This window comes from Thalassotalea litorea (assembly GCF_005843925.1).
Lineage (GTDB): Bacteria > Pseudomonadota > Gammaproteobacteria > Enterobacterales > Alteromonadaceae > Thalassotalea_A > Thalassotalea_A litorea_A.
On record NZ_VCBC01000009.1, the window covers coordinates 120,121 to 145,935 of the forward strand.

Annotated in this window: 17 protein-coding genes and 1 other RNA gene; 15 read left to right on the forward strand and 3 right to left on the reverse strand. The window is 43.2% G+C overall.

The window, feature by feature from the left end:
- Positions 1-23: 23 nt before the first annotated feature.
- Positions 24-120: signal recognition particle sRNA small type (ffs, locus tag FE810_RS10385), an RNA gene on the forward strand.
- Between the two features lie 241 nt (positions 121-361).
- On the opposite strand, the gene priC is transcribed toward ffs, so the two are convergent.
- Complete coding sequence (gene priC, locus FE810_RS10390) at positions 362-970, reverse strand: primosomal replication protein PriC (protein WP_138319992.1); 609 nt, start codon at positions 968-970, stop codon at positions 362-364.
- A gap of 15 nt (positions 971-985) precedes the next feature.
- Complete coding sequence (locus tag FE810_RS10395) at positions 986-1,759, reverse strand: TSUP family transporter (protein ID WP_138319993.1); 774 nt, start codon at positions 1,757-1,759, stop codon at positions 986-988.
- A gap of 555 nt (positions 1,760-2,314) precedes the next feature.
- On the opposite strand from FE810_RS10395, the gene FE810_RS10400 reads away from it, so the two are divergent.
- Both FE810_RS10400 and FE810_RS10405 read left to right on the forward strand, forming a co-directional pair.
- The gene (locus FE810_RS10400) at positions 2,315-5,200 is read left to right on the forward strand and encodes a TonB-dependent receptor domain-containing protein (protein WP_306416912.1); all 2,886 of its coding nucleotides are present in this window, start codon (positions 2,315-2,317) and stop codon (positions 5,198-5,200) included.
- A 283-nt stretch (positions 5,201-5,483) separates the two neighbouring features.
- Positions 5,484-7,025, forward strand: a complete 1,542-nt coding sequence (locus FE810_RS10405; RefSeq protein WP_138319994.1) for a tetratricopeptide repeat-containing sulfotransferase family protein — start codon at positions 5,484-5,486, stop codon at positions 7,023-7,025.
- A 17-nt stretch (positions 7,026-7,042) separates the two neighbouring features.
- On the opposite strand, the gene FE810_RS10410 is transcribed toward FE810_RS10405, so the two are convergent.
- Entirely contained in the window at positions 7,043-8,869 is a 1,827-nt protein-coding gene (locus FE810_RS10410) for a tetratricopeptide repeat protein (protein ID WP_171022330.1), read from the reverse strand.
- A gap of 344 nt (positions 8,870-9,213) precedes the next feature.
- On the opposite strand from FE810_RS10410, the gene FE810_RS10415 reads away from it, so the two are divergent.
- The 12 genes from FE810_RS10415 to FE810_RS10470 all read left to right on the forward strand — a co-directional run bounded on the left by FE810_RS10415 (position 9,214) and on the right by FE810_RS10470 (position 25,740).
- The gene (locus tag FE810_RS10415) at positions 9,214-12,078 is read left to right on the forward strand and encodes a TonB-dependent receptor plug domain-containing protein (RefSeq protein ID WP_138319996.1); all 2,865 of its coding nucleotides are present in this window, start codon (positions 9,214-9,216) and stop codon (positions 12,076-12,078) included.
- A gap of 1,054 nt (positions 12,079-13,132) precedes the next feature.
- A complete protein-coding gene (locus FE810_RS10420) occupies positions 13,133-13,906 on the forward strand; it encodes a DUF3450 domain-containing protein (protein WP_171022338.1) in 774 nt (257 codons plus the stop codon).
- The gene (locus FE810_RS10425) at positions 13,906-15,255 is read left to right on the forward strand and encodes a MotA/TolQ/ExbB proton channel family protein (RefSeq protein ID WP_138319998.1); all 1,350 of its coding nucleotides are present in this window, start codon (positions 13,906-13,908) and stop codon (positions 15,253-15,255) included. Before FE810_RS10420 ends, FE810_RS10425 begins: the two co-directional genes overlap by 1 nt.
- Entirely contained in the window at positions 15,255-15,779 is a 525-nt protein-coding gene (locus FE810_RS10430; protein ID WP_138319999.1) for a MotA/TolQ/ExbB proton channel family protein, read from the forward strand. The genes FE810_RS10425 and FE810_RS10430 overlap by 1 nt, the downstream gene beginning before the upstream one ends.
- 12 nt (positions 15,780-15,791) lie before the next feature.
- Complete coding sequence (locus FE810_RS10435) at positions 15,792-16,196, forward strand: ExbD/TolR family protein (RefSeq protein WP_138320000.1); 405 nt, start codon at positions 15,792-15,794, stop codon at positions 16,194-16,196.
- A 2-nt stretch (positions 16,197-16,198) separates the two neighbouring features.
- Positions 16,199-16,825 carry an energy transducer TonB gene (locus FE810_RS10440; RefSeq protein ID WP_138320001.1) on the forward strand — a complete coding sequence of 209 codons (627 nt, stop codon included), beginning with the start codon at positions 16,199-16,201 and terminating at the stop codon, positions 16,823-16,825.
- A complete protein-coding gene (locus tag FE810_RS10445; protein WP_138320002.1) occupies positions 16,825-18,087 on the forward strand; it encodes a tetratricopeptide repeat protein in 1,263 nt (420 codons plus the stop codon). The genes FE810_RS10440 and FE810_RS10445 overlap by 1 nt, the downstream gene beginning before the upstream one ends.
- Before the next feature lie 214 nt (positions 18,088-18,301).
- Positions 18,302-19,201: a sulfate adenylyltransferase subunit CysD gene (cysD, locus tag FE810_RS10450; RefSeq protein ID WP_138320003.1), complete on the forward strand. Its 900-nt coding sequence runs from the start codon at positions 18,302-18,304 to the stop codon at positions 19,199-19,201.
- 108 nt (positions 19,202-19,309) lie between these two features.
- Complete coding sequence (gene cysN / locus FE810_RS10455; protein WP_138320004.1) at positions 19,310-20,716, forward strand: sulfate adenylyltransferase subunit CysN; 1,407 nt, start codon at positions 19,310-19,312, stop codon at positions 20,714-20,716.
- Between the two features lie 168 nt (positions 20,717-20,884).
- A complete protein-coding gene (locus FE810_RS10460) occupies positions 20,885-22,615 on the forward strand; it encodes an SLC13 family permease (protein ID WP_138320005.1) in 1,731 nt (576 codons plus the stop codon).
- 138 nt (positions 22,616-22,753) lie between these two features.
- On the forward strand, positions 22,754-23,359 hold the full coding sequence (cysC, locus tag FE810_RS10465) for an adenylyl-sulfate kinase (protein ID WP_138320006.1): 606 nt from the start codon (positions 22,754-22,756) through the stop codon (positions 23,357-23,359).
- 305 nt (positions 23,360-23,664) lie between these two features.
- Entirely contained in the window at positions 23,665-25,740 is a 2,076-nt protein-coding gene (locus FE810_RS10470) for a M13 family metallopeptidase (RefSeq protein ID WP_138320007.1), read from the forward strand.
- Positions 25,741-25,815: the final 75 nt, after the last annotated feature.

A 25,815-nucleotide genomic window follows, 5' to 3' on the forward strand; every position in this document is an offset into this window, starting at 1 on the left:
GATTGCAGCTTCTGCGGTGCCTCTCTTGGTCCTCCCGCAATGATACTCTGTGAACTCGGCCAGGTCCGGAAGGAAGCAACCGCAGCAGACGACTCATGTGCCGGGATGCGGCTGAGGGAGGGGCCACCAATCTCTCGAAATTCACGCCCTTTTCATGGGTGACCAATTTTTCAGTCCTCGCTCCAATTTATATTGTCAGATCGAGCAGCTAATAGCTTACACGTGGCAACGGGCACCTAGATTTTGACAACTAGATTTTGACACTTAAATTACCGCATCACCAAAGTTTACATTTGTGTCTAATTAACTCTGTTTCCCATTGCCTCTGTCTTGTTTATCAATGTGCGAATGCAACGAGTCGCTAACGCTTTTGATGTTTTTCGATATCCGTTTCTAAGCGCGCGATTGCTTGTCTGCAACGCCCTAGCCGTTGATGCAGGGCCAGCACTTTATCCTGTAGAGCGGTATCCTGTTTGGTTGCCCGATTAAGTTTGTCCTGCTCATCGAACAACATCTGTTGCAAACGTTTTTCAAACCCTTGGTATTCAGCCAGCTTTTGGTAAAGTTCCTGGGTGGGTTGCATCAGCGTTTGCGTGACTTTTTTGACGTGTTTTGTGGATAGGCGCTGGCGCCGTTGCATTCGATAATCGGTATCTTGATGACGGCTCTCATTGGCTTTAATTGCGGTTATCAACGATGAAATTTGGTGTTGTAATTGTTCAAGTAAGTTAAACCCCAGTTCTTGTTGATTGTTGTCGAGCAGGGTTTGCAAATGATCGAGTTTGGTTTTAATGCCGGGTAGGTAATCGCTGTAATTATCATAGGAACGATTGAATAAACGGTCATCGAATAGCGCCTGACGTTTTAAATAATAATGGGATTTACGCCCTTTGTTTCTATCGTCGGCAAGCTTTGCATCTTCCACCAGATGCTCCAGTAATTGGTGAAGCCGTTTTATTTCTGAACGCATTTGCTTTCCTGTGGGTTAAAACCAGGCGTCTATCGCCAGTTTTATCGCCATTAGCATGACGACGAAAATGAATACTGGGCGGATAAACTGGTTACCAAATTTAATGGCTGAATGCGCACCGATCCAGGAACCTAAAATCATAAATAGCCCCATTGACAAACCTAAGACAAAATTGACTTGTCCAAGGTAAATGAACGTGAGCAGTGATGTAAAGTTACTGATAAAATTCATTGAACGGGCGAGGCCAGAACTTAACAGGATATTCATCTTGTACAAAGCAAGCGATGAAACCGTCCAGAATGTCCCGGTGCCGGGACCTGCAACACCATCGTAAAAACCCAATAATGTTCCTTGTAGCCATTGGATGACTTTGAACCTGGTATTGTTCTGTGGTAACTGATTAATTTCTTCGGTGGCCGTTTTTACTGTCATCGTATAGATGGCACAGACTAAAATCACCAAAGGCAATACTTTTTCTAACAACTCTGCGCTGATTTGATGCACTACCATAGTGCCGATAAACGCACCAATGGCGGTAGCAATCGCCGCCTGAACCCAAAACAAAGGGTTGAATAATCGTTTTTTAAAAAAGGTCAGTGAGGCCGTGAGCGAGGAAAAACTGGCGGATAACTTATTGGTGCCCAATACAATATGAGGAGGTAAACCCGAGGTGAGCAGGGCGGGCACTGTCAGCAAGCCGCCGCCACCAGCGACAGCGTCAATGAAACCAGCGAGTAAACCGACGATAGAGAGTGTTACTAATAATGTTGGTTCGGAAAAAAACTCCAATGGTCACCTGCACTTTTTCTTAAACTGAACAATTCGCAGAACGACACGCGTCAGGATCACCTTAAAAGTTGTTCTGAATGTTTAGACTTAAGAATTGTATCAGTTCCTGTTCATTGGCCCAAATATATTCTCGATGCGCTCAATAATCGTACACATTTGTACAGTTTTACAAATTTTTAACTGTGAATATGTTTTTATGGCTGAAAAATATTAACTTGATACATTTGCTTACATAACTCATGTGATTTACCTCTAACAATTCAATGGTTTAATGTTCTTTTGGCTGGCTAGGGTAAGTTTGTAAAGATAACTTAACATCAGTTGAGGCTAATAAAAATCTAGTTTTTTAGCGATTTTATGCAGTATTTATGTAGGTATGTGTTTCTAATCGGAACCAAATTGTAAAAAATCTTATCAGAATGTGATTTAACTAGTTGACCTGTTTGAGTTGATCGGTTTAATATCGAGACCGACAGATCAGGTCGTATGGCCTAATTATAAGAAAAAATACAAAGCAAATTAGCTTTGAATTCTAACAAAAACGAATCACGTAAAGTGGTCCAGGGAGTAAACATGTATAGCAATAACAAGCTTGCTAAAGCAGTTCGTATTGCTCTTGCTTTCGGTGCAAGTGCAACAGCTGGTATTTCAGCAAATGCTTTTGCTGCTGAAGAAGCAGTAGCAGAAGAAGAAGTAGAACGCATTGAAGTGACTGGTTCTCGTATCAAGAGAACTGATATGGAATCTGCTAGCCCAGTTTTCATCACAAGTGCAGAAGAAATCAAACTATCTGGTTTTACTCGTATCGAAGATTTGTTGAATACTCTTCCACAAATCGAAGCGGGTCAAACTGCATTCCAATCTAACGGTGCATCTGGTACAGCTAACCTCGACCTTCGTGGTATGGGTCCTAACCGTACTTTGGTACTTGTTAACGGTCGTCGTCTTCCTTCTGGTGGTGTTTACTCACAAGCACCAGATATTAACCAGATCCCAGCAGCGCTTGTTAAGCGTGTTGAAGTTCTAACTGGTGGTGCTTCTGCTACTTACGGTGCAGATGCGGTAGCTGGTGTTGTTAACTTCGTAATGAACGATGATTTCGAAGGTTTCGAATTGACTGTTGGTGCTTCTGGTTACCAACATGATAACGATAACAGCTATATCCAAGGTTTGATGGACGAGAAAAATTTCGAATATCCTGAAGGCAACACTGGTATCGACGGAAAGTCATACAACATCGACTTAACGGTTGGTGGTGAGCTAGGTGATAAAGGTCACGCGGTTGCATACGCTACATGGCGTCGCAGTGACGAACTTCGTCAAGAAGCTCGAGATTTCTCATCTTGTGCGCTTAGTGGTCGTGGTAATTCTTGTGGTGGTTCAGGTAACGCTATCGTTCCTAACTTCTATCTTGGTGGCGTTGATGCAGATGGCGCTTTTGACTGGGGTAACTGGGATTACTTAACGCTTACTCAAGACAGTAACTTCCAACCTTCTTCTGGTAACTTGTATAACTACGCTCCAGTTAACCACTTTATGCGTCCAGATGAGAAGTTCACTCTAGGTGCATTCGTAAACTACGAAGTGAATGAGCATTTCATGCCGTTCCTAGAATTCAACTACATGCATGACCGCACGGTTGCGCAAATTGCTGAATCAGGTACGTTCTTCAACGAAACTTATGTATTACCTGTTTCGCAGTTGAATGCTGACCAACAGCAATATCTTGCGGATAACTTAGGTTTGACTGCAGCGGATGAATTTGCAACTTATATCGGTAAACGTAACGTTGAAGGTGGACCTCGTAAGTCAAACCTTGAGCACAATTCTTACCGCATCGTTGTCGGTACAGAAGGTGAAATCTCTGATTCTTGGTCTTATGAAGCGTTTGTTAACTACGGTTCAACGTCTTCTTCAGCCGCTTATGAAAACGATTTCTTTGCACCTCGTATCGCAACTGCAGTAGATGCAGACGCGTGTGCTGCCGATGCTGCTTGTATCTTTTATGATGTATTCCAGTATCAAGGTGTAACTGCAGAGTCTGCTTCATCACTTACCGGTGTTGGTATCCTAAACGGTATTACTACTTCATCGACAGTAAGTGGTTTCGTTACAGGTGAATTGCCTTTCGGTCTTCCAACTGCTGATAGCCCAATCGCTATGGTTGTTGGTGCTGAGTACCGTAAAGAAGAATTCGAGCGTCTTTCTGATGAAGTATACGCTCAAGGTCTATTGTTAGGTCAAGGTGGCCCAACGACTTCTATCATGGGTGGCTATGACGTTCGTGAAATCTTTGCGGAAGCGTCAATTCCTCTTCTTTCAGACATGTTCTTAGCAGAGAGCTTAACGCTTGATCTAAGTGGTCGTTATTCTGATTACGACACATCTGGCGGCGAGCCAACTTACTCAACTAAAGTTGACTGGAACATCACCGATGACTGGAAAGTTCGCGCAAGTTATGCTCGTGCGGTACGTGCGCCAAACATTGCTGAGCTATTTGCTCCGCAAAGCCAAGGTTTATGGGGTGGTGCTGATAACTGTGCCGGTCCAACTCCTAAATACACGCCTGAACAATGTGCTCTTACGGGTGTAACAGCAGGTCAATACGGTAACATTACTCCAAGCCCGGCTAGCCAATATAATGGTCTATTCGGTGGTAACCCAGAGTTGCAACCTGAAGTGGCTGATACCGTATCTTTCGGTGTTGTTGCTAACCCACTTGACAGCTTAAACTTCACAGTAGATTACTGGGATATCGAAGTTGAAGACGTAATCGGTACTGCAGGTGCTCAAAATACTGTTGATATCTGTGCTGAAACTGGTGATGCGGCATACTGTGATAACGTTGTACGTAGCGGCGCTGGTAGCCTTTGGTTAGGTACTGCTGGTTATGTTCAAGCAACAAACATCAACCTTTCAAGCATGCACTTTGAAGGTATCGATACAACTATTAACTTCATGCAAGAAGGCCTTCTTGGTGGTACTTTACGTGCTAACTTAAACGGTACTTACATGATGAAGAAAGAGTTTGATGGCGTAGATTGTGCTGGCACAATCGATAACGGTTGTTTCGCGCAACCTGAATGGCGTCACTCTGCGAAAGTATCTTATGATATGGATACTTTCTGGACTGCATCGATCATCTGGCGTTACTACGGTGAAGTTAGCTATTCCGGTTTGGAATATGATGATGAAGGCAATTATGCCGGTGGTGATGAGTTCGTTGGTTCAAATGGTGGTCTAGACAGTGCAAGCTTTATTGACTTGAAAGCCGCATTTGACGTATCGGATAATCTAGGTGTTCTAGTTGGTGTTAACAACGTATTTGATAAAGAGCCACCAATGGTTGGCGGCGAATTATCTACGAATGCTAACGCTGTATCTGGTTTCTACGACACATTAGGTCGTTACTTGCACGTGAGCGCTACTCTTAAGTTCTAAATTAAACAGAACTTAATGATATAAAAAGTGAGCTTCGGCTCACTTTTTTTTTGTGTTTTTATTCTTTATTCAAAAAGTGAAGTTGCCTGTCGCATTTTTCCCGGCGAGTTAAACGCCCATGTTTTGGGAAGCTTTCTCCTTATTTAATTGCACAGCCATTTTGACAGTCGTTAGCGTAGTTGTAAGCACAGTCAATTGCTGTAAAAAATAGTCCTATCGGCGTTTTAAATCACCTTAGCGTCAAGGTATACTGAGCCATTAGCAAAGTTAATTGAAATCGTTCATGGCCGATATAGATCAAAAGACAGTAGATAAGTTGGAGCACAATATCGCTCGCAACCCGGGCAATCGCTCTGCATATGAGCAACTTGTTCACTACTTTAATCAACATAAACAATGGCGAAGGGCAGTGGAGTGTTATCAGCGGTATTTAACGCTGCAACCGAAGGATCCCGAGGGACATTTTAATCTTGCTTACCAGCTAAAGCTTGCGCAGGATTATGAGCAAAGTATCGAACATTACCTACAGGCATATAGGCTAGGTATCAGCCAGCCGGAAGAAGTATTTCTGAACGTTGCCCTTATCTATAGTGACTTTTTGCGGGATAATGCCAGTGCTAGAAAATATCTGGAAAAATCGTTAAACCTGAACAGTGAATATGTGTCAGCATTATATAACCTGGCAAATCTTGAAGAAGATTTAGGCAACCGGCAACAAGCAAACACATTGTTTAAGAAAATCCTGGCTATTTCCCCAAATGCCATCGATTGCCATTCGCGAATCGTCCAGTTGCGGGATTATCACAATGACAATGACAGTTACGATGAACGGGATGAGCATATTTCTATGCTTAAGAAGTTTTGTCTTGCTGCTCCAAATCGAAATACCATTCAATCTCATATCAGTGCCCGGTTCGCGCTTGGCAAAGCCTTTAATGATCTACAGCAGTTCGAACAAGCCTGGGATTGGTATCAGCAGGCAAATACATTGAATCGCTATATTTTGCCGCCTTATGAAAGCGAAAAAGTAGAATCTGCCTTCAGCCAGATAAAGCAGCACTTTAACCCTGAATATTTTGAGCAACAATCCCTCGCGAATCCGCAACAACCCATATTTATTTGTGGCATGTTTCGTTCCGGCTCTACCCTGGTTGAACAGTTACTGGCAGGACATTCGAGCATCACCGCCGGCGGCGAACGAGAGTTTTTACCGCGTCAAATTAAAGGCTTAATGCCTAACTTTCCATTTGGACTTGAAGGTGTTGATGCTAAGCAATTGCAATCCTTATCTGAGGCATATTTGCAAGACTTACAAGACGCGTTTCCTGATGCCAGTTTAGTCACCGATAAACGCCCCGATAACTTTGTCTATGTTGGCTTAATCATGGCGATGTTCCCCAACGCGAAAGTTATTTTTACTCGCAGACATCCTCTGGACAACTGTCTTTCTAACTATTTTCTGCAGCTAGGTCCTGGGTATAATTACGCTGCTGACATTCAGCATTGCCTGCATTATTACCAACAACAACAGGCATTGATCGAACACTGGTGCACTTTATTTCCTGATAATGTTTATGTTTTTGATTACGAACAATTGATAGAATCGCCGGTAACCGAAGTTACAGATTTGCTGGAATTTCTGGGGCTTAAGTTTGAGCCCAGTTGTCTGGATTTTCACACGTTAAAAAATACGGTGAAAACTGCGAGTGTTTGGCAAGTTCGTAAGCCTTTGTATCGCAGCTCCAGTGGCCGCTGGAAAAACTACCAACCTTGGTTAAATGAAGTGTTGGGTCATGGTGAGCTAGCAAGGCTGGCTCACCGTTAAAAAGCGGGTATATATTTTTATACGGGTTGTATATCCAGGGCAGTCGTCATTCTTGATTGACTCGCGGCAAAAGGAAATGTGCCGTGCCACATATAGCTTGGAAAGAAAACGATGTCGCCTGCGGTTGGGCACAGTGACATTGCTACTTCTTCATTTTCTCCCATATCCAATGACGTTTCCCCGAATTTTATCCACCCTTGTTGCTCAGGATCCTGAGCAGACATGATTTGAGGTATTGAAATATAGACAGGTGCGGATAGCCAGCCATGCGGATGAATATGATTAGTATGAAAGCCCTGGTCACGCAAATTTACCGACCAACTGCCTTCAATCTTAAATGTCCGGTGATTGCGGCTTAAAAATGGGTGAGTGGTGTCAACAGGCAACGCTTGCAAATAGGCCTGAGTCTGTTCTCGTATTGCAAGATTTAGCTCCTGAATGACTTTTATCGGTTTCAATAACAAGTGGCCAGTAGTTTGTGACCCCATGCGAACGCTCTGATCAAGGGGACTTTTTTCGGCTAGATGCAATTGATTTAAGCAGGTCTTAACTTCATTTAGAAAATGTTCGAGATTATCGTAGTGAGCTGGGGCGACGATGCGATGTTTTTTCACTAGTGTTTGGTAATTATTCAGCCAGGCGCCCCTTTCATCGCCTGTCAAACGCCAGCAAATTCCCAGATATGCCCAGACTTCTTGATTGTTAGGTTCAAGTTTTGCTGCGATATCAAGATGCGCTAATGCTTTTTTATATTCGTGAACTGCAATATATTGGTTGGCCAAATCAATCCGAAAGCGGGTATTATCAGGCTCGCTGTTGACACAGGATTGAAACCAGAACAGGCATTTTTCACGCCAATTTTCAGGCGTTTTGGTATAGGTGTGCAGTGTAGCCAGAACGTGAGTCAGGCTTGGGACATTGCCGAATGTTTTTAAAGCTCGATTGGTTTCTGCTATTGCCTGTTCGTATTGCTTAGTAAACAACAGTTGAGAAATAAATGAGTAGGTTAACGGGAGACTTGGTGCACTTAATGTAGGAGTAACCTTAAGGTAACTTTCATTAAAGCTCTCTGTTTCTGCAGTTTCCCATTTTAACTTGTTTAAAGTTTCGTGAGCCAACACATATTCGGGGTGGATCTCAATGGCTTTTTGCAAGCTTTGCGAGGCCTGATCAATCTGGTTTAAATCGTAATAAGCACAGCCCAGATTAAAGTGAAACTCTGCAGATTGTGCCCCTTGCTTCTTGATTTTCTGATAACAGGCTAATGCCGCGTCCGGTTCACCTTTGGTGCGTAGTGTCGACCCTTTGTTAAACCAGGCCTGGAAGTTGTCTGCCTGTTCGTTTATTACCTGGTCGAATTGGTCTATGGCGTTGTCAAAATCAGAATTTCGCTTGTATGCATTTCCCAAAGCAATAGCAATGTTAAGGTTCTTGGGCTGAAGTTTTTTCGCCTGTTGCAGGTGTTGCAATGCAAGGTTGTAGTCTTCGGCATTGGTCGCCGCTAACCCAAGATTATAGTGGGCGTTCGCATTTTGTGGTTGCAGTTGTAAACACTTACGGTACAGTTCGACCGCTTTGTTAAATTGCCCTTTACTGAGCAAATGATTGGCATAATTAAAATACAGGCTAGGGTTGTTGGACTGCACCTTTATCGCTTGTTCAAATAACTGCTCGCCTGATTTCACGCTACCTAAGCGTAACTTAGCCATTGCTAAAATATGAAGTGCATCCGGTTGATTGGGAATTGTCGCCAATATTTTTTGACATATTGTCTCAACGCCAGAAAAGTTGTTTTGCTGGAAATTTTGAGATGCCTGTTGAAGTAGAGTTGCAAGTTGCGCCATGTGGTTTACAACGATAATTACCGATAGGGCATTATTGATAAAAATACTGCAGAGTTCAATAAAAGCCTGCGAAGACGCAAAATAACGCACTGTTTTAACGTGTTCTTTTAGTTTTACATATACGTCATGGTCGTAGCGATGCATTCAAGCTGATGATATTGCGCCTAAATTTTTAATGGCGCCATTGACTCGCTAATCAACGGGATTTGGTTTTAGAGTTTTTCGCGAATAACCGCAGTATTTGTGGTTTTCCTCAAACTTTACTATGTTCTAACTCGTAACAGTTTGTTTTATTGCATTTTAATTATATAAAAATTAGACCAGAAAAGGTCCAGGGAGAAACTATGAATACTAATTCATTTAGTAGTCACGGGTGTTCTTTAACGTTATTAAGCAGTGCAGTATTAATCGCGTTAAATTCACTTTCTACAGCTGTATATGCTCAGGATGAAGAAATAGAAGAAGTCGAGCGAATTGAAGTTACCGGTTCTCGGATCAAAAGAACCGATTTAGAAACTCCAGTCCCAGTTACCGTTATCGGTCGGGATGACATCTTAGAAACCGGTGCATTAAACGTCGCCGATGTTCTCAATCAATCTCCGGTTGCCATTGCCGGTTCCGATCAATCCAATACCTCTTTTACCACCGGCTCGGTTGGCTTGAATACTACGGCGCTTCGTAATCTGGGACAATCGAGGACATTAGTTTTAGTTAATGGACGTCGTTTTGTGTCCGGTGTTGCGCCCTCTACGGGATACGCGGTTGATCTTAACTCAATACCGGCATCCATGATTGAACGTATTGAAATCCTTAAAAGTGCATCATCTGCCATTTATGGTTCTGACGCAGTGGCCGGTGTGGTTAATATTATTACCCGCAAGGATTTTGAAGGCGTGGAACTGAACGCGCAAACGGGTATTTCCTCGGAAAGTGACCGGGAAAAGTATTCGGTAAATATGACCGCAGGTAATAGTTGGGATACTGGTAGTGTCACCATGGCTATCGGTTACGATGACGATAAAGGATTAAAGTCTTCAGACCGTGACTTTTCCGAGTTTGATCAGGCCATCGTATTGGATGACGACGGCAATGAAATGATCGGTAATATCTTTTCATCGTATCCTCCGGCAGGCCGAGTAGGCGGCTACAACACCGATGGTACACCATTTGATTTTGCCAGTACCGAAGGCAGTGACCGATTCAACCGAGCGTCATACCGGCAATTGGTAACACCGATTGAGCGTAAGTACGCGGCATTGAATTTGAAACAAGAGTTAGCGGAATCCGTTGAAATGTTTACCGAAGTGAACTGGAATACTTCCAAAACTAACGGCTCGACGATTGAACCTACGCCTTTTGATGCAATTTCAGATGTTTACCTTCCGGATCGTGGTGGTGAGGTTGGATTGTTAATCAGCAACCCTATGGTTCCTCAAGGACTTCGAGATGCACTGTTGGCGGACGGCTATGCTGCTGACGATCCATTACCCGGGTTAGTTCGCCGTATGGTTGAATTTGGTGCGCGCTCAACGAATGTAGAACGTGATACGGTTCGTATTGCATCGGGGTTCGATTGGGATGTGAGTGATAGTTGGGTTGTGAATGCGTTTATTAGCTGGGGGAAAACCGATCAACGTCAGGAAAATGGCGGTCAGGTCAACGTTGAAAGAGCAGCCAAGGCATTTGATGTCGTCGAAGATGGTATGGGTGGATTGAAATGCCGCGATGATTTAGCTGTTTTGCAAGGATGCGTGCCATTAAACCTGTTTGGTGAGGGGACGGTGACACCTGCAGCCGTTGACTACATTCAGGTTCCTGCCAAGGTATTTGGCCAAGCGGAGCAATTTGTCGTGGGCGCCAGTATCGCCGGCGAATTGCCTTTAGAGTTGCCTGGTGGTTACATCGGCACAGCATTCGGGGCAGAGCACCGTCTGGAAAAAGGCGTGTTTCAACCCGGCGATTTAGCGCAAACCGGAGCATCGAGTACCAACCGTTCTGAACCTACCAATGGCAGTTTTTACACCAATGACATTTATGGTGAGGTAAGTTTACCGATTTTTGATGCGTTTTTGGTAGATGCTGCGGCACGGTACTCTGATCATGAGATCGTTGGTGGGCAAACAACCTGGAATCTAGGCTTAGAGTTTTCGCCTTTTGAAAGCTTAATGTTAAGAACATCATTGGCTACGGCGGTTCGTACGCCAAATATTGCGGATTTGTATGGCGGTCGTGGTGAGACGTTTGCCAGCGTTTCAGATCCTTGTAATAACTTACAGTCCGACGGTTCCGATGGTATCGACGCGAATGTTCGTGCAAACTGTCTATCAATTCCCGAAATTGCAGCTCGTGTTGCCGCTCAGGGCGAATTTGCATTAACGCAAATTGAGGCACAAAGTGCTGGCGGGACGATTGGGGGCAGCACATCGGTTCAGGAAGAAACTGCAGACACTTTTAGTGCAGGCTTTGTCTGGCAAATCTTGGATGATTTATCAATGACGGTCGATTATTACGATATTGCGATTGAAGACGCTATCGCGACGACCAGTCGTTCAACAGTATTGAGTCGGTGTTTTGATGTTGAATCGAGCCAGTTTGATGCGACCTGTACCGATGCTTCCGGACAGATTGGTGCAATTCGTGATGCCAATGGTGCGCTGGTCGAAGTCAATTCAGGTACGTCGAATGAGAATAACTTTGATACCAAAGGGGTCGATTTCGAACTTTCGTATCGTTTAGAAACTGGGATGGGGGATTTTACCGCAGACCTAGTTTGGAATCATTTGATTGAATATATCCAAACCAGCATTGAAGATGGTTCGGAAATTGACTTTACGGGCCAAGTATTTACCCCGGAAAATCGTGCGAACCTAAATTTGGGCTATCAATTGGATGATTGGGCATTTGCATGGCGCATGCGTTACTGGGATTCATCAAAGGATTCTGTTGATGGCGGTAACTTCAATTTCACAGACTTTGCGCCGTTAGCAGACGCCAATGTGTTCCCGTCGGTCGTATATCATGACATATTCGCGAGTTGGTATATAACTGATGACACCAGCCTGACCTTGAATGTAAGGAACCTGTTTGATAAGAAACCACCATTTGCGGGGCAGGGTTTTGCCAGTGGTGGCACCGGTATTAATACAGTATCGGAAGCGTATGATGTGACGGGTCAGTATTTTCAATTTAGTCTGACTATGACGTTCTAAATACGATTTCCCAGAACTTAGTCCGCTAAAGCGTCAGTATATCTGGCGCTTTTTTTTGCGCTTCATTTAATACAACCAGCCGCTTTGTCATCATTTGACTTGCAAATACCGCTTTGTAATTTAACACGCAACTTTGCTGATAATCGTTTGGCGAAAGGACAGTAACCAAGTTTTGCCGGCAGACCCATATCCGTCTGACCCGATTAAACCTGCGCGAGTAATAACGCAGTCTTATACATTGGTCATCATTCGATTGGTTAAAATGCAGTGAACTCCTTCGGTGAAAAGCCAATACCAATATTATCCGCAGTCGTCTTTAGTCCCGATGTAGACATCCGCTTAGAATCAATGACTCAGGTATGATTGGACGTGCTAAACTTAAAGGCATAGCTGAGCATGACATTGACTTGGATCTCTTACATTTAAAATGTGGGTCTGGTAGTGGTTGAAATGCGGTATCTGGTCGGCAAAATCTAACAATACACTTCGCATTGCGGCCATAACACGATGTGTTAGACAGAGAAATGTCTTTGGAAACTGTCAAAGTGATAGTCGCGTCAATAATTCCCTGCTTTGTGTTTAGCAAAAGGCTATTTGTTAAACTAGAGTTAACCCCATTGGATGACAATATCGTGTTTTATTTGGTCATATTTGCCTTGAAAACCCGCTTGCTTGGACAACCTTAGTTCCATTTAAATTTGACTTACTACGAACAACTTAGTAAAAAAGAAACAGGTCAATAAGATAATTGTGTGTTTATTGGCAGATTTTAATAAAAAAAAAGCGATAAAAGGTTATTTTTTAAGCGCTAAGTGTATGCAAAGCAAAATGTTTGACTTTAACGTCAAGCTATTGTCTTATATACAGCTGTATTTTCAAAAAAGCAGAATAGAAAGAACAATTTTGGAAACTTGTTTGCATGAATATGTTGCGATGAGGTTAACAAGATTGTGTTTCTATTTTAAAACAACTGAGCACTGAATAATTAAATTCAGCACCACCATTTTTGGTAGTGATAAAGTTAAATAGCAATTGGTTGGGAACTATGTCCAAAATAAGCAAGAAAAGCCTAATCGCTTCGTCGATTGTTGGCGCCATGGCTTTGGCAGGTAGCAATTTCGCTTCCGCAGCGAGCCTGAACGAACTACAAAACGGCGAAGCTGCCATCGTGAAAGCTTCAGCTAAATCTCAAACTAAGATCAATAGCATCTACGAGCAAACTCAAGAATTACTTGCCGAGTATCGTACTGTTGTTGACGAAACTGAGAACTTGAAAGTGTATAACGATCATGTTCAACGTCTTGTTAACGATCAGCAAGCTGGTATTGATTCTCTGGTTCGCCAAATCGGTACAATTCAGGAAACCAAGAAAGGTGTGGTTCCTTTAATGTATAAGATGATTGAGTCTTTGGAGCAATTCATTGAGCTTGATATTCCGGTTAACCTGAAAGACCGTACTGAGCGTTTAGAACGTCTTAAAGATGTGATGAGCCGTCAGGGCATCTCAGTGGCTGAGCAATTCCGTCTAGTACTTGAAGCTTATGAAATTGAAACCGATTACGGTTCAATGTTCTCTGCGTACCAAGGTGACCTTGAATTTGAAGGCACGAACATCACCGTAGACTTCGTTCACATGGGACGTACAGTTTTAGTCGCTCAATCACTTGATCTGAAAAATGCTTGGATCTGGGAACATAGTTCTCGTGAGTGGAAAGCTTTGGAAGATGAGTACCTAAGCCCAATCACTAAATCAATTCGTATGGCGCGTAAACAAACTGCTCCTGATCTTGTCAAACTACCAGTATATGCAGCGGGGGCTGGTGAATAATGAAAACTATTATTAAAAGCGCAGTAATCACTGCAACTTTAGCACTAACTGCAGGCATGTCTGTAGCATCTGCTAACACTCTTGATGACTTGTTAAAGCAAGTAAAATCAGATCGTGTATCTGAAGCAAAACTTGATAAGCAACGTGAACAAGAATTCCTATCTGCTCGTGCTGACAAGCAATCTCTTTTAAACAAAGCGAAAGCTGACTTAAAAGCGCAAAAAGATCGTAACGCTCGTCTTACGAAGCAATTCGCTGACAACGAAACGACCTTGACCACCAGAGAAGCTGAACTAGAAGCTGCGAAAGGTGATTTAGGTGAGATGTTTGGTGTTGTTCGTCGTGCATCTGGTAACGCTTATGGTCGTATCGCGACTTCTATCGTTAGCGCTGAATACCCAGGCCGTGAAGCGGTTCTTGATAAACTAGCTAACGCAAAAGAAATCCCAGTTCTTGCTGAGTTAGAAGAGCTTTGGTTTGCCCTGCAAACTGAAATGACTGAGTCAGGTAAAGTTTCTACGTTTGACGCAGAAGTCACTATGCTTGACGGCGGCAAAGCAAGCCAAACAGTTACTCGTATCGGTTCATTTAACCTGTTATCTGATCAAGGTTATTTAAACTACAACGATGTGCAAAAGCAAATTCAACCACTAGGTAAGCAACCGGATAATGCGGTTGGTACGGTTTCTCCGTTCATCGACAACACTAGCGGTTATGCACCTCTTTTCATTGACCCTTCTAAAGGTCAAATTCTTAAGCTTGAAACTCAAAAGGCGACTTGGTCTGAGCGTTATCACCAAGGTGGTACAGTTGGTTATGTAATCACTGTTGTTCTTATCCTGGGTTTCTTAATTGCGCTTGAGCGTATGGTTTTCCTTGGCGCTGTTGGTGCGAAGATCAAATCACAACTTAAGAATACTTCTCAACCGAACACCAACAACCCATTGGGTCGTATGTTAACGGTTTATGAAGAGAACAAAAACATCGATGCAGAATCTCTTGAATTGAAACTTGATGAAGCTGTATTGCGCGAAACGCCTAAGGTTGAGCGTGGTATCAATATCATTAAGATTTTCGCTGCTATCGCACCTCTATTAGGTCTACTAGGTACAGTTGTTGGTATGATTGGTACGTTCCAATCAATCACACTATATGGTACCGGTGACCCGAAAATCATGGCTGGTGATATCTCTATGGCACTTGTAACAACGGCTATGGGTCTAATCGCTGCATTACCTCTAATCCTTGTACACAGCATCGTAGCTGGTCGTGCGAAATCCATTTTCCACATCCTTGACGAGCAAAGCGCGGGTATCGTTGCTTCAATCGCCGAGAAGGAGAAGCAATAATGTTATTCCTGATAGAGCTTTGGGAATCTGTCAGGGAATTTATTGCGACAGGCGGCTTTGTATTATACTTCGTCGCCTTGGCACTCTTCTTAATGTGGATCTTGATGATTGAGAAGTATTGGTTTTTAACTTCGGTTTACCCAAAAATGAAGCGCGATATTATCGCGCGTTGGGAAGCCCGTACCGATACAACATCTTGGTATGCACATCGAATTAGAGATGCATGGATTTCTGAAGCGGCAGAGATATTAGATGCACGTATGTTAACCATTAAGACTTTGGTTGCTATGTGTCCCCTTATTGGTCTGTTGGGTACCGTAACTGGTATGATTGCAGTATTTGAGATTATGGCTGTACAAGGTACAGGTAACCCGCGCCTTATGGCTGCTGGTATCTCAATGGCTACAATCCCAACGATGGCTGGAATGGTTGCGGCCCTGTCTGGAGTGTTTTTCAGCTCTCGATTGGACGGCAAGGTTAAAATGGCCAAGGCCAAGCTTGTAGATAGCTTGCCTCATCACTAGAGAGATTTTCTAATGGGACGTAAACGTACTCGTGAAGAAGACGAAGCAGCAATTGATATGACGCCGATGCTCGACATCGTATTCATTATGCTTATCTTCTTTATCGTAACTACTTCTTTCGTTAAAGAAGCAGGGATTGATGTGCAGAAGCCGAAAGCGGCTAATGTAAGTAAGAAACCGTCCGCGAACATCTTTATAGCAGTTCGTGAGAATGGAGAGATTTGGATGGACAAACGTGTAGTTGATGTAGAGCGTGTATCTGCGAACATCGAAAAACTACTCGCTGAACAACCAACGGATATAGTAATCATTCAGGCTGACAAAGGTGCCCGCCACGGTGTCGTTGTTAAAGTTATGGATGCAATTAAGGATGCAGGAATCGATAAGATTTCTATTGCTGCAGCAACAGGTGCATAACTATGGTTCGCTTTTTAGTATCAATACTATTGGGCGTGGCTGTAACCTTTGGTCTGTTTGTTTTCATGGCATTTCTAATTTCAGGTGGTGCAAAACGTAACGCTGGTGATCAAGAACAAGTGATCATTGACATCGTTTCTACACCGCCTAAATCGAATGTTCAAGAACGCAAGCGCGTACCACCGCCGCCGCCACCGCCACCGAAGACTCCGCCGAAGCCACAAGCTCCGGAGCCTGATACAAGTAATAACAACGCTGGATTGTCGTTTAACGTCCCTGGTGTTGAATTATCCGGTGCTTCTGCCGGGATGGAAGGTCCAGGTGCTGGTTTTGGTCGTGATGGTGAAGCTACACCAATTGTTCGAATTGAGCCAAAATACCCAATTCAAGCGGCTCGTGATGGTAAAGAAGGCTGGGTTCAGCTGAGCTTTACAATCAACGAGGTTGGTGGAGTAGACGACGTAACGGTTATTGCTGCAGAGCCCAAACGTATTTTCGATAAGGAAGCTAAACGCGCCCTTCGTAAGTGGAAATACAAGCCAAAAATTGTTGATGGTAAACCCATTAAACAACCAGGTATGACAGTACAACTTGACTTTAAGATGAGCCAGGACGGAGGTGCACAGTAATGCTTAAAAAACTTATTAGTTCATCCATGCTGGTCGCTTTTGTCGCCACAGCCACTTTGCCGGTAGCGACGCAAGTCGCCGCCGCTGAGCAGCAGGCGCCAAAGAAAAAGAAAAAGACAAAAATTGTCGGTCAGTCTGTTGGTAAGAAAGTTCAAAAAGCTTTCGAAGCCTATTCTGAAGATCGCATCGATGATGCACTGGAAATTCTTTTAGAAATTGAAACGTCAAAAGAATATGACCGTGCTTATGTCGACCGCTTTATTGCCAATATGTATGCTACCAAAGGTGGTGATGCAAATAGTGTTAAAGCCATTGAGTATCTTGAAAAGGCGACAAAAGGCGACATTCTTAATGACAAAGAGCAGTCTGATTCCATTAAGTTGCTAGCCGACTTACAGATTCAGCAAAAGATGTATCGTGAAGCACTAGCAAACTACGACGCCTGGATGAAATATACCGGCGAAGAAGACGCGAATGCCTACGTTAAAATTGCTCAAGCGCATTATGAGTTGAAAGAATTGGATAAAATGATCGAACCTGCAGATAAAGCGATTGCTTTATTTGAAGAGCCGAATCAAAACCCATTCATCTTGAAACTAACGTCTTTCTATGAGCGTAAGAAGTATCCAGAGTCTGTTAAAGTACTTGAAGAAGTGTTGCAGTTGTTCCCAGAGAACAAAACCTGGTGGACACAGCTTGGTATGTTTTACACCCTGGTTGAAGACTATGATCGTGCGTTATACACGCTTGATTTAGCCTACAAACAAGGTTTCCTGGAAAAAGAATCTGAAATCAAAATGTTAGCAAATTTATATGCTAATAATGATGTACCAATTAAATCAGCCAAGCTGATGGAAAAATACATCGATAACGGTTTGATTCCTCGCACGAGTGAGAACATGTTTACCATGGCTAACTCATTCCATGCGGCTCAGGAAGTAAAAACGGCTGCCAAATACTTCGGCGATACCGCTAAGCTTTCCAATAGTGCGAAGCATTACCGACGTCAAGGTTTGTTATTGCAACAGTCTGAGCAGTACGATGCTGCGACTAAGGCATTGCAAAAAGCGATAGACCTAGGCATTGAAAACAAAGGTGCTGTTTACATGACCATGGCAGAAGCTTACTTCTACCAGGAAAAGTTTAAACAGGCTTATGCTTCAATTAAGAAGGCTCAGGAAGATCCGAAATCTCGCAAGGCTGCTCGCAGCTGGGAGCAGTATATTAAAGATACTGCCGACCGTAAGAAAGTGAAGATTTAAATCTCCTATATTGTTTATTGAAAAAACCAGCCTCAGGGCTGGTTTTTTATTTTCTGGATTTTCTTAATTAAAGCATTCGCTCTACGCGCAATTATGGGCTATAAGTTATACATTAATGAAATAATTTGCCGATCAAGCTTTCGTAGTTTATCTGAGCAAATTATGGAATAATTACGCCTATCAAAATTGATTTTAATAACAATATCGGTTACTCATGAACTTAACACACCTAAAACAGCTGGAAGCTGAATCTATCCATATTATCAGGGAAGTCGCTGCTGAATTTGATAACCCTGTTATGTTGTATTCTATCGGCAAAGACTCTGCAGTCATGCTCCATCTTGCGATGAAAGCGTTCTATCCTGCAAAACCGCCATTTCCCCTTATGCATGTTGATACCACATGGAAATTCAAAGAAATGATTGAATTTCGTAATCGCATTGCAGAAAAATATGGCATGGACCTTATCGTTCATACCAATGAGGAAGGCCGTGCCGCCAATGTGAACCCTTTTGACTATGGCAGTGCGAAGTATACTGACATAATGAAAACCCAAGGTTTGAAGCAGGCATTGGATAAGCATCAATTTGATGCGGCTTTTGGTGGTGCCCGCCGTGATGAAGAGAAGTCGCGTGCGAAAGAGCGTGTTTATTCTTTCCGAGATAAAAACCATCGTTGGGACCCAAAAAGCCAGCGCCCTGAACTTTGGAATACCTATAACGGTAAAGTCAATAAGGGTGAAAGTATTCGCGTATTCCCTTTGTCAAATTGGACTGAGTTAGACATTTGGCAATACATCTATTTAGAGAATATCGATATTGTGCCGTTATATTTGTCGGCTAAACGTCCTGTTGTTGAAAGAGACGGGACCTTGATCATGGTTGATGATGACCGGATGCCACTCAAAGAAGGTGAAGTGCCTGAAGAAAAAATGGTTCGTTTCCGTACGCTTGGCTGTTATCCACTGACCGGCGCGGTCGAGTCAGAAGCGACAACTTTACCGGAAGTCATTCAAGAGATGCTATTGACGAAAACTTCGGAACGCCAGGGACGTGTTATCGATCACGACTCATCAGGCTCGATGGAGAAGAAAAAAATGGAAGGCTACTTCTAGCGCTAAGCAGCAGATGCTAGATAGCGTGGTTTTACTTATACAAACTGACAATGAATAAAGTAGAACAAACCATTAGCCTACAAATTCACGGAAATAATGATGAACGCAATGAACGAACAAACATTACTTGAAACCGATATTGAAGCCTACCTTAAGGTACATGAAAACAAGGATATGCTGCGATTTTTAACCTGCGGCAATGTCGATGACGGAAAATCGACGCTGATAGGACGACTACTGCACGACTCCAAATTAATCTTTGAAGATCACATGGCGGCGATAAAGTCCGATTCTAAGAAGTTTAATACGACCGACGAAGAATTTGATTTGGCGTTACTTGTCGATGGTTTGCAATCCGAACGTGAACAAGGCATCACCATTGATGTGGCTTATCGTTATTTCGCCACGGAGAAACGCAAATTTATCATTGCCGATTGTCCAGGCCACGAGCAATATACTCGCAATATGGCCACCGGCGCGTCTAACTGTGATTTAGCAATCGTCATGATAGACGCACGCTATGGTGTACAAACACAGACGAAACGCCACAGCTATATTTGTTCGTTACTGGGTATTAAACATATTATCGTAGCCGTGAATAAAATGGATTTGGTGGACTACTCCCAGGACGCTTATCGAAAAATTAAAGAAGAATACAAGACGTTTGCCGAGCAACTGGATATTCCGGATGTTCGCTTTGTGCCGATCTCTGCATTAAAAGGCGACAATGTCGTAAACAAATCCAATTCGATGGATTGGTATCCAGGTGCTACATTAATGGCGTTACTCGATACCGTGAAAGTTGATACCGATAAGAACATGGATGATTTTCGATTCCCTGTGCAATATGTTACTCGCCCGAACTTAGATTTCCGTGGTTTTTGCGGTTCCATTTCCGGCGGTATTATTCACGTCGGTGATGTGGTCACAGCCATGCCATCTGGAAAATCATCTTCGGTTAAGAGTATTGTTACTGCCGATGGTGAATTGGAATCTGCGTTTGTTGGTCAAGCGGTAACCATTACCTTAAATGATGAAATTGATGTGTCCCGTGGCGATGTATTAGTAAAATCGAATAAGCTTTCCACCGCGTCAGAGAAGTTCCGTGCAACCATCGTTTGGATGAGTGATGCGGCGATGCAACCGGGCAAAGAGTACGAATTTAAAATAGGTACCAAGAACACCTATGGACGTATTAACAAGATTGACTATCGAATCGATGTTAATACCATGGCGCATACCGATGAAAGTGAAATGCAACTGAACGAGATTGCATCTTGCGTAGTGCAAACCAATAGCCCCGTTGTAATTGATGAATATACCAAAGTACAAGGCACTGGCTCGTTTGTCATTATCGACCGACTCACCAATATTACCGTGGGTGCCGGGATGATTAGTGAAACAGTCGTCGCTGATGAGGCAAGCAGTGTTGATCGCGAATATACTCAGGCAGAAAAAGACTTAAACGCCTTTATTCGTAACAGCTTCCCAGAGTGGGACTGTAAAGCTATTTAATCCGTTTGTTCGTTAAAATCAGCAAAGCCGGTTTAAAACCGGCTTTTCTCTACTTGCCACACATTTACTCATACGTTATCTTTAACGAATTATTACAATAAGTTAGAACTTCGGTAAATTTTTGTTGTCAGTTTAATTACCGGTTCTGATAAGAGTCATAGGCCATTCATGCTAAATATCGATCAATGGTTAATGGTAGGTGTTTTTATTGCCACCTTTGCAGGATTGATTAAATACCAAAACGTCCCCGAACGAGTGTTCGCAGTTTCGACGATAGCGTGTCTGAGTTTATCGTTTGTTAGCACCAAGCAAATTTTTACCAATGCCGTTAATCCCGGTTTAATCACTCTGATTTTATTGATCACCTGCTCATTTGCATTGGAACGGACGAGTTTTTTAAGGATCCTCGCCAATCGGATGATATCCAGGCACAAACTAAAATCTTACCTGAGAACGCTGATCGGAACCGCATTTGCCTCGGCAATCTTAAATAACACCGCCGTTGTCGCTACACTCATTTCACCAATAAAGAATAATAAGTTTATCAATCCGGGAAAATTATTGTTACCGGTATCTTATGCAGCAATACTCGGTGGTACATTAACCCTGGTAGGTACCTCAACTAACCTTATTGTAAATTCCATGTTGATAGATCAAGGGTTGCCCGGGTTAAAGTTTTTTGACTTTACCTTAATCGGTCTAACGGCATTAATCGCCTGCCTTTGTGTGCTGTTTATTCGTCTTAAAACACTGCCATTCACCGAAGCCTCGACGAAAAGCGAAAAACACTATTTCGTCGAAGCAGAAGTTACCGAAGATTCGAAATTAATCGGTAAGTCGATTGAAGAAAATGGTTTACGTAATATCGATTCATTATTTTTGGTGGAAATCATCCGCCATGGACATTTAATTTCGCCAGTTACGCCGGAGGAATTTTTGCGTCCCGGTGATAAGCTGATTTTTACCGGCGATATCTCTAAAGTTTTTGTTTTGCAACAATTCGACGGGCTTAAGCTTTTTGCTGAGCAGGATGGTTTGTTACGAGAAAATCTGACCCAGGTGTTAATAAAACCGGGCAGTGCAATTATCGGGATGACGTTAAAGCAGGCCGGCTTTCGAGCGCGCTTTGATGCCGCCGTTGTCGCATTTAGGCGTGAGGGTGCAACGTTATCAGGGAAATTGGGCGAATTGGTTATTCAATCCGGAGATTTCCTGGTCTTGGCGGTAGGTAAAGATTTTATCACCCGGACTAATTTAAGTAAGAACTTTTACATAATCACCGGGGTTAAGCCGGATAACATGCTAACGGGATGGCGCGACAAATTTACCTTATTTGGGTTTTTAGGGGCGATTTCAACGTCAGTGATCTTTGAAGTCGCTTTATTAAAGTGTTTAATCTTCTTTATGGCAGCTTTGTTTGCGACTCGATGCCTGAGCATTAACGAAATTAAACGCCGATTTCCTTTGGAAATCTGGCTAATTGTGGTCAGTGCGTTAACGCTGGCAACCGCATTGGAATCGACGGGACTGTCACAGGTAATCGCACTCCATGTACACAACTTTTTATCCGGCCAGAGTGCGATCTTTGCCTTTGCTGCCGTATTTATTATCACCTTGTTAATGACAGAGTTGATCACCAATAACGCTGCCGCCGCACTGATATTTCCGATTGCGTATAACATCGCAGTGGGTCTGGGCGTTAATCCAGTGCCATTTATTATGGCGGTAGCATTTGGTGCCAGTGGCAGTTTTATCAGTCCTTATGGCTATCAGACAAACGTCATGGTGTTTAATGCTGGAAACTATCATTTGAAAGATTTTGTAAAAGCAGGTATTCCAGTGTCATTAACCTATATTGCCGTGGTGTTGTTTATGATCCCACAGGTGTTTCCGTTTTAAGCTGGAACGAAATAACAGGCGTTGCGCAGTGTTAGTGCGATGATAAATCACTAAGTTAGAATAAAACAAAATTATCAATATGCGAATGTCGCGCTTGTCGATTGAATGGCAGGGCAACAGTGCATAAAAGGATTTACTATGAAAACAGAAAATACGGTTTGGCACCCTCAATTGGTCACAAAACCTGATCGGGCTAAGTTAAAAAAACAACGTCCCTGTCTGCTTTGGTACACCGGGCTTAGCGGCTCTGGAAAGTCTACCGTTGCCAATGCCGTAGATGACTTACTGTTTGCACGCCATTGTCATACTTATCTTTTAGACGGGGATAACGTTCGCCATGGTTTGAATGGTGACCTCGGGTTTAGTGATGAAGATCGAATAGAAAATATTCGCAGGATCAGCCAGGTTGCCAAATTGTTTGTCGATTCCGGGTTGATAGTATCCACCGCATTTATTTCCCCATTTCAATCTGACCGCGATATGGCCAGAAATTTGCTGGAGCGAGGTGAGTTTATTGAGGTTTTTATCGATACGCCCATTGACGTATGTGAGCAGCGTGATCCAAAAGGACTATACAAAAAAGCCCGCGCTGGAGAAATTAAAGATTTTACCGGGATTGATTCAGATTATGATGTGCCCAGCGCGCCAGAAATTCATGTGAAAACCGCTGAGCAAGACATACTGGCCTGTGCAACTCAGATTGTGAATTATCTTTACGACAACGGCTATATCGGCCAAGAATAAACAGCTACCTCAAGTTCATTGTTCATTAGACCAGCCGAAACCTTAGGTTACGGTTGGTCTAATGAACCGTGTTTTCCCCACATCTTCTGTTATTTGCCTAGCTACTCGAGCTAGCGCGTCGGCCTTGCTCCGTAATCTATCGCTGCGGTTCACTCGATTTCTCCCAACACCAGAACATACGTGTAAATCAACAACCAATTGCGCCGCCTGTTTTGTAACAAAATTTGTGAATGAGTAGATTTGAAAAATAGTTCAAAGTAGTATCAATCTTGACTAAATCCATGCAATGAATTGGAACATTAAAAATGAAAACAATTGTAACGGGTGCGATATGCTCGTCGATTCTCATGTTAAGTGCCTGCAACAGTGAACCTGTTAGCACGGACACGAAAGCGGCTAAAGCTGAAGTAACATCACAAAAAACAATGTTGGCCTCCGGCATTGAACAAGCAAATATGGACAAATCCGTACGTCCACAAGATGACTTTTATCTGTACGTGAACGGCGGTTGGTTAGCTGCGCATCCGATGCCCGCTGACAAAACCGCGATCGGTTCGTTTTATGACTTACGTGATAAAGCTGACGAAGATGTAAAAGCCATCATCGAAGAACTCGCGGCTGCAGATACTCTGGCAACGGGTAGTGATGAGCAAAAAGTTGCGGATCTATTCAAATCTTATATGGATGAAGATAAGTTAAATGCACTGGGCACCAAACCGGTAGAGCCTTTATTCGCAGAAATCGCAGCCATTGAAAACACCGACGACTTGGCGAGCTACTTCGCGAAATCACAAATCATTGGATTGGACTCGCCACTGTATTTCTATGTCAGCATTGATGCGAAACAGTCTTCACGTTATGCCGGACATGTGTGGCATTCAGGTTTAGGGTTACCGGATCGCGACTACTACTTCAATAAAGAACAACGCTTTGTTGATATGCGTAACGATTATTTAGTACACATTGAAAAAATGTTCGCTTTGGCCGGCCAGGAAAATGGCAAGCAATCGGCGCAATCCATCATGGAGCTTGAAACCAAGCTTGCCGAACTGCACTGGACTCGCGTACAAACCCGCGATAGTGAAGCTCGCTATAATAAGTTTGCCGTGGCTGATTTGAACACGGTGACCGACAAGTTCAACTGGAATACCTGGTTAAGCGCTCTTGGCGCGAATGGCCAAGAAGATATCATTATAAACCAGCCTGATTTTGTTAAAGGTTTTGGTGAACTGGTTGCTAATGTGTCGATTGAAGATTGGAAAACATATCTGAACTGGCAGGTGATTAATGGCTATGCGTCGTATCTAAGCGCGGATCTTGACCAGCAAAACTTCGACTTTTATGGCAAGAACATCAATGGCCAACAAGAACAAAAACCACGCTGGAAGCGCGGTGTAAGTTTAGTGAATGGCAATTTGGGTGAAATCATTTCACAGGTTTATGTTAAACAACATTTTAAACCTGAAGCAAAAGAGCGAATGACCCAGTTAGTTGAAAACCTTCGGACTGCGTACGGTGAGAGTATCGATTCGCTGGAATGGATGTCGCAAGATACCAAAAAGGCAGCCCAGGTTAAATTGGCCGCATTTACGCCGAAAATCGGTTATCCAGATAAGTGGGAAGATTATTCTGCTATTGAAATTGACTCGGATACCTTGATTGCGAATTTACAAAGTGCTGATCAGGTTGGCTACCAAAAACAACTGGAGAAACTTGACGGTCCGATTCGCAAATGGGAATGGCATATGACGCCACAAACCGTGAATGCTTATTACAACCCAACGGTTAATGAAATTGTATTCCCGGCTGCAATCCTACAGCCTCCGTTTTTCAATATGGAAGCGGATGATGCGGTTAACTATGGCGGCATCGGTGCTGTTATTGGTCATGAAATGGGCCATGGCTTTGATGACCAAGGCAGTCGTTATGATGCGGAAGGCAATCTACGCAACTGGTGGACGGAAACCGATCAGGCGGAATTTAAAAAGCGTGCCAGCCAATTGGTTGAACAATACAATGGCTATCAAGTGTTTGATGACCTCAATGTTAACGGTGAGCTTACCTTAGGTGAAAATATTGGTGATTTATCGGGCTTAACCATTGCCTATCGTGCTTATAAGAATTCACTTAATGGTGCAGAAGCGCCAGTCATTGATGGTTTAACCGGTGATGAGCGATTCTTTATGGGGTTTGCGCAAATCTGGCGTGGTAAACGTACCGAGAAAGGTATGCGTCAGCGTGTCGCGACTGACCCACACTCTCCCGGTCATTTCCGTGCCCTTGGCTCCCTCTCGAATATGCCTGAGTTTATTGAAGCATACGGCATAAAAGAAGGTGACAAGATGTATATCGCACCGGAAAAACAAGTGAAAATCTGGTAATAAATTCGGGAGCTAAGGCTCCCTTTTTTATGGTGTCGATAAAGCGCTAAGGAGCAGTAAAAGCCGGAAAAGAGG

Coding starts and splice junctions, on each gene's coding strand:
- priC (WP_138319992.1), bottom strand. CDS start 970: ATGCGTTCAGAAATAAAACGGCTTCACCAATTACTGGAGCATCTGGTG.
- FE810_RS10405 (WP_138319994.1), top strand. CDS start 5,484: ATGGCCGATATAGATCAAAAGACAGTAGATAAGTTGGAGCACAATATC.
- cysN (WP_138320004.1), top strand. CDS start 19,310: ATGAACGAACAAACATTACTTGAAACCGATATTGAAGCCTACCTTAAG.
- FE810_RS10460 (WP_138320005.1), top strand. CDS start 20,885: ATGCTAAATATCGATCAATGGTTAATGGTAGGTGTTTTTATTGCCACC.
- FE810_RS10435 (WP_138320000.1), top strand. CDS start 15,792: ATGGGACGTAAACGTACTCGTGAAGAAGACGAAGCAGCAATTGATATG.
- cysC (WP_138320006.1), top strand. CDS start 22,754: ATGAAAACAGAAAATACGGTTTGGCACCCTCAATTGGTCACAAAACCT.
- FE810_RS10430 (WP_138319999.1), top strand. CDS start 15,255: ATGTTATTCCTGATAGAGCTTTGGGAATCTGTCAGGGAATTTATTGCG.
- FE810_RS10445 (WP_138320002.1), top strand. CDS start 16,825: ATGCTTAAAAAACTTATTAGTTCATCCATGCTGGTCGCTTTTGTCGCC.
- FE810_RS10440 (WP_138320001.1), top strand. CDS start 16,199: ATGGTTCGCTTTTTAGTATCAATACTATTGGGCGTGGCTGTAACCTTT.
- FE810_RS10425 (WP_138319998.1), top strand. CDS start 13,906: ATGAAAACTATTATTAAAAGCGCAGTAATCACTGCAACTTTAGCACTA.
- FE810_RS10470 (WP_138320007.1), top strand. CDS start 23,665: ATGAAAACAATTGTAACGGGTGCGATATGCTCGTCGATTCTCATGTTA.
- cysD (WP_138320003.1), top strand. CDS start 18,302: ATGAACTTAACACACCTAAAACAGCTGGAAGCTGAATCTATCCATATT.
- FE810_RS10410 (WP_171022330.1), bottom strand. CDS start 8,869: ATGGCGCAACTTGCAACTCTACTTCAACAGGCATCTCAAAATTTCCAG.
- FE810_RS10415 (WP_138319996.1), top strand. CDS start 9,214: ATGAATACTAATTCATTTAGTAGTCACGGGTGTTCTTTAACGTTATTA.